This is a genomic window from Candidatus Chlorohelix sp., from assembly GCF_037138995.1.
GTDB lineage: Bacteria > Chloroflexota > Chloroflexia > Chloroheliales > Chloroheliaceae > Chlorohelix.
The window spans coordinates 1-3,686 of record NZ_JBAXHI010000091.1 but is presented as its reverse complement, the minus strand read 5'-3'; the positions used below and the strand labels follow the sequence as shown (position 1 = coordinate 3,686).

5 protein-coding genes are annotated in these 3,686 nt (G+C 44.9%); all 5 read left to right on the top strand.

Annotation, left to right across the window (positions count from 1 at the left end):
* Positions 1 to 481, top strand: a 481-nt coding sequence (locus tag WCK19_RS18275) for a hypothetical protein (RefSeq protein WP_342398841.1), incomplete at its 5' end; no start/stop codon positions are given.
* A 67-nt stretch (positions 482 to 548) separates the two neighbouring features.
* Complete coding sequence (locus WCK19_RS18270; protein WP_342398840.1) at positions 549 to 752, top strand: hypothetical protein; 204 nt, start codon at positions 549 to 551, stop codon at positions 750 to 752.
* A gap of 343 nt (positions 753 to 1,095) precedes the next feature.
* Entirely contained in the window at positions 1,096 to 1,890 is a 795-nt protein-coding gene (locus WCK19_RS18265) for a hypothetical protein (RefSeq protein ID WP_342398839.1), read from the top strand.
* Positions 1,891 to 1,902: 12 nt separating this feature from the next.
* Entirely contained in the window at positions 1,903 to 3,042 is a 1,140-nt protein-coding gene (locus WCK19_RS18260) for a replication protein (RefSeq protein WP_342398838.1), read from the top strand.
* A gap of 27 nt (positions 3,043 to 3,069) precedes the next feature.
* Positions 3,070 to 3,282: a hypothetical protein gene (locus tag WCK19_RS18255; RefSeq protein WP_342398837.1), complete on the top strand. Its 213-nt coding sequence runs from the start codon at positions 3,070 to 3,072 to the stop codon at positions 3,280 to 3,282.
* The last annotated feature ends 404 nt before the right edge of the window (positions 3,283 to 3,686 follow it).

Below are 3,686 nucleotides of genomic sequence, written 5' to 3'. Positions count from 1 at the left end.
GTCTTTTGTAAAGATTGTTAATTGCGATGTAAACGGCAATTACCCGGTCGCGGTGAATATCCAAACTGGCGCTATTGCACTATTGGCAGTGCCGGGTCAAAAGCCTACCAACTATCCAGCTTTGACACACTTTACCTACTCGCCAAACTTCTCCACCCATTTGAGCGGGAAGCCCTTGAATGTTGGAAACGGCAATGATAACCGCTCAATGTCTTTTGCTGAACATAATCGAGAGATTCGAGAGATTGCATTCAAGCGCTATCAGGACTCAAACCATAGCTCACAGGAAGGTCAGGAAGGGGCTTTATCACTTGAAGATGTAGAAACATTACCACAACTTGAAGCACCCGAAATGCCTGATATTACGCCCTTTGAAGCGGTTAAGGCTTTGAAAAACGATGGGTTATCACTCCGGGAAATAGGCAAGGCGACAGGTCTAAGTTACTACGCTGTACAAAAACTAGCCTCAAACGCTGATTGATTGATTGATTGATTGGGCGTGATTGATATGGAGGCACGTAAGCGTGGAAGGGGGAGGAGGCATTATCATGATTAAGGCAAAAGCAGAGCAGATTTTATTATCCGATTTTCACCCGTCAACCGGGCATAAAATCGTGGCAAGGTATTTAAAACGCGACCTGACTATAGCTGTGTTATCTCCAGCTATTGATAGCCGGTTAGCAGAAAAGATAGCATCATTAATTGCGCTGGCTAACGGGCTGAAAAACTTTGAAATGTTAGGGGAAAGCTAGTATCAGTTAGAACACACTCAGTATCATTAATGCGACAAATATCAGCTACTTTGTACAATTTTGATTGTCATTAGTAATAACCATTGTTATTTAGCCGCCGCCGGTGGTAGAAATGAGTTGTGGTGAACGTGGGATAAAGCAATCAAGTGTGATAAGTAGCATACGAATTTTTTTTGTGGTAGTATGCTGCTCAAGCTAAATATCGTGGCTAAAAGGAATATAAAAAAGAGAATAGCAGCCGTCCTCAAAACTAAGCTGCTACTCTCAAAAATATTCAATTATGCACCGTTATTGTAAAAGGTTTTACGCCTTTTTGCAATACGGCGCGTTTTAGGAGTTCATTATGCAAAATACCGCTATTGTTACGTTTTGCTATACGCAAACGCCAAACTACTTTTTAGATGTTATTGCGCCTCAATTAACCGCCTCTGAATTGCGCGTTATGCTTTACGTTTACCGCCACTTGCTCGGCTATCAAAAGCTATCCGATTGGATTAGTTACGAACAATTTCTAAACGGTGTTATCACAAACGATAATAAGCGATTAGATAACGGTGCAGGAGTTAGCAGGCGTTCGCTGGTGGTAGCGCTTGATAAATTAGAGCGCCGCAAACTGATAACGCGCCACCAGCGTGGCATATCCTTAACCGAGCTTGCATTAAACGCGCCTGAACCAGAACCAGCAGAACCAGCAAACGAACCACCACCGCCTGAACCAGCGCCGAGCGATTCCGAGCAGGTGCAAAAATTGCACCTAAACCACGCCGAGCAGGTGCAAAAATTGCACCACACAAAAGAAAACCAGAATCAAAATAAAACGGTGGTGGCGGTGGCGGTTAATTTGCTGGTGCAGTTTGGGTTTGGCAGGAATGAAGCGAACCGTTTAACGCTGGTTCTGGTGCAAAATGGGCGTGATATTGCCTACTTAGAACGCTTGATAAAGTATGTTACCACCGCGCCGAATGTGCAGAACCGCCACGCTTTGCTAACCACGCTGGTTAGAACGAACGCCGAACGAACCGCCGAACCACCGCGCCGAGCCGGTGCAGAACGCCACCAGCGCCAAACGAACGCGCCGAGTTCTATTGATTGGAGCAAATACGCCCCCGGCGGTAAATACGCCTACTTGGTGCAATAGGAGTTATTCATTATGCAAAACGAACCAGAACGACCCGCCACCGGTTACGGTGCAGGTTATCAGTTCGATAGAATACCCTCAGTCTTTAGCCGCGAACAAATGCGAACATTGTCAGGTTCGGCGGTAAAAGTAGCGTTAGCTATCTTTACGCATACTGCTGGGTTTAACAAAACAATTGACGCTATAGCGCAAAAGCAATTAGCAGAGCTAACAGGCTTGACTATCAATAGCGTTAAAAAAGCTATCACCGAGCTAGCGCAAACAGGCGTTATATTTTGCCACCAGCGTGGCAATAAAGGGCGAACGCTTGCAGCAGTTTACGAACTAAACCTAACAGGCGCGTCTAGTTACGATAAAGCAAACCGCCCAAAACCACATAAAAAAGTATCAAAAAATGATACTTTAAATAACGATAAAGTATCAAATTTTGATACCACAACATACACCAAAACAAACAGTTTTGGTGGTGGTGGCGTTATTCTCGGTGGTTCGGCTAACGCCACCACCGAGAATAACGCGCTGGTGGCAAACATAACCGCGCTAGGAATTCACCACGATAAAGCGAACGAGCTTATATTTTTGGCACGCCAAAACGGTTGGCTTGATAACGACATTCAGAACGCGCTAACCTATGTGTCACAACAGGGTAACCGGCTGACCAATTCGGCAGGCGCGTTTATTAGCTACGTAACAAAGAATGATAAACGCCTACCCAAACCGAGCAAAACAGCAAAACAGGAGAACGCTAAAACAGAACGCGCAGCGCCTGCACCGCCACCAGCGCCAGCGCCGGATAATGCCGCCACCAAACTCAAGCAAAAAGCCGAGTTTGAGCGCTTATTTGCAAAACACTTTCCTAATAGCCCGTTAAAACCAGCAGTAATCGAACGTAATTATTTAAGTTACGAAATTTTGCGGGAATACCACGACTTTCGCCTAAACGAAATGGACGACGACAGTTTCATATCACTTGCCGATTTTGTGCAGGAGGATATAGAAGAACTGCAAAACTATACAGTAGCAGAACTAAAAGAAGACCGTAGCATAACAAAAGAGTTTGCTAATAAGCTGGTGGCGTTTTGGAGTGAATATAAGCAAGCATTGGAGCAGCCACGCTTTGCTAACCACGCTGGGCGGAAGCGTTCTGAATAATCTGAGTTTGCAAAACAATGGGTAACAATGATTTTAAGAGCGCGAATAAACGAACTAGAACGCCACCAGAACCGCCACAAAGCCGATAACGCGCTATGCAGGTGCAATTCTACCTATCGCTCGGTTATTGCGGTTCTTAACCCTAATGAACCACCAGAACCGTTATTGTGTGGCGAATGTGGCAAGCCGCCGCGAATGCCTATTAAATGCTATTTGGGAATTGATATAGAGCGCGTATGAACCTTTTAATTCTGGTGCAGGAGTTAGATAACGAGCTAACCTATCACGCCACCGGCTCGGTAGCTATTACCGCCTGCTCTGCACAAAAGAGCGCCCTTTTTTATATATCAAGTCTGTAAAGTTTGGCGCGGGAGGTCGGCTTGATTATTGTTCTAAACGCTTCATCAATTTGAGATTTTTAGACTGATTTGTCAAAAATATGTGCTAAGATAAACAAAGGGCAGTAGCTTGCGACTACTGCCGGCAAGGTGTGTGACGACCTTGCAAGTTCAATAATACCAGAAAGTGTGACAAAAATGCTCGAAATTCTGACCCTATTTTTGCTTCTACCCTTAATTTTAACTTTTGCAACTGGTATCATTTTTCTACTCGATTACACAAAACAGCGACATACCGACCGCCTC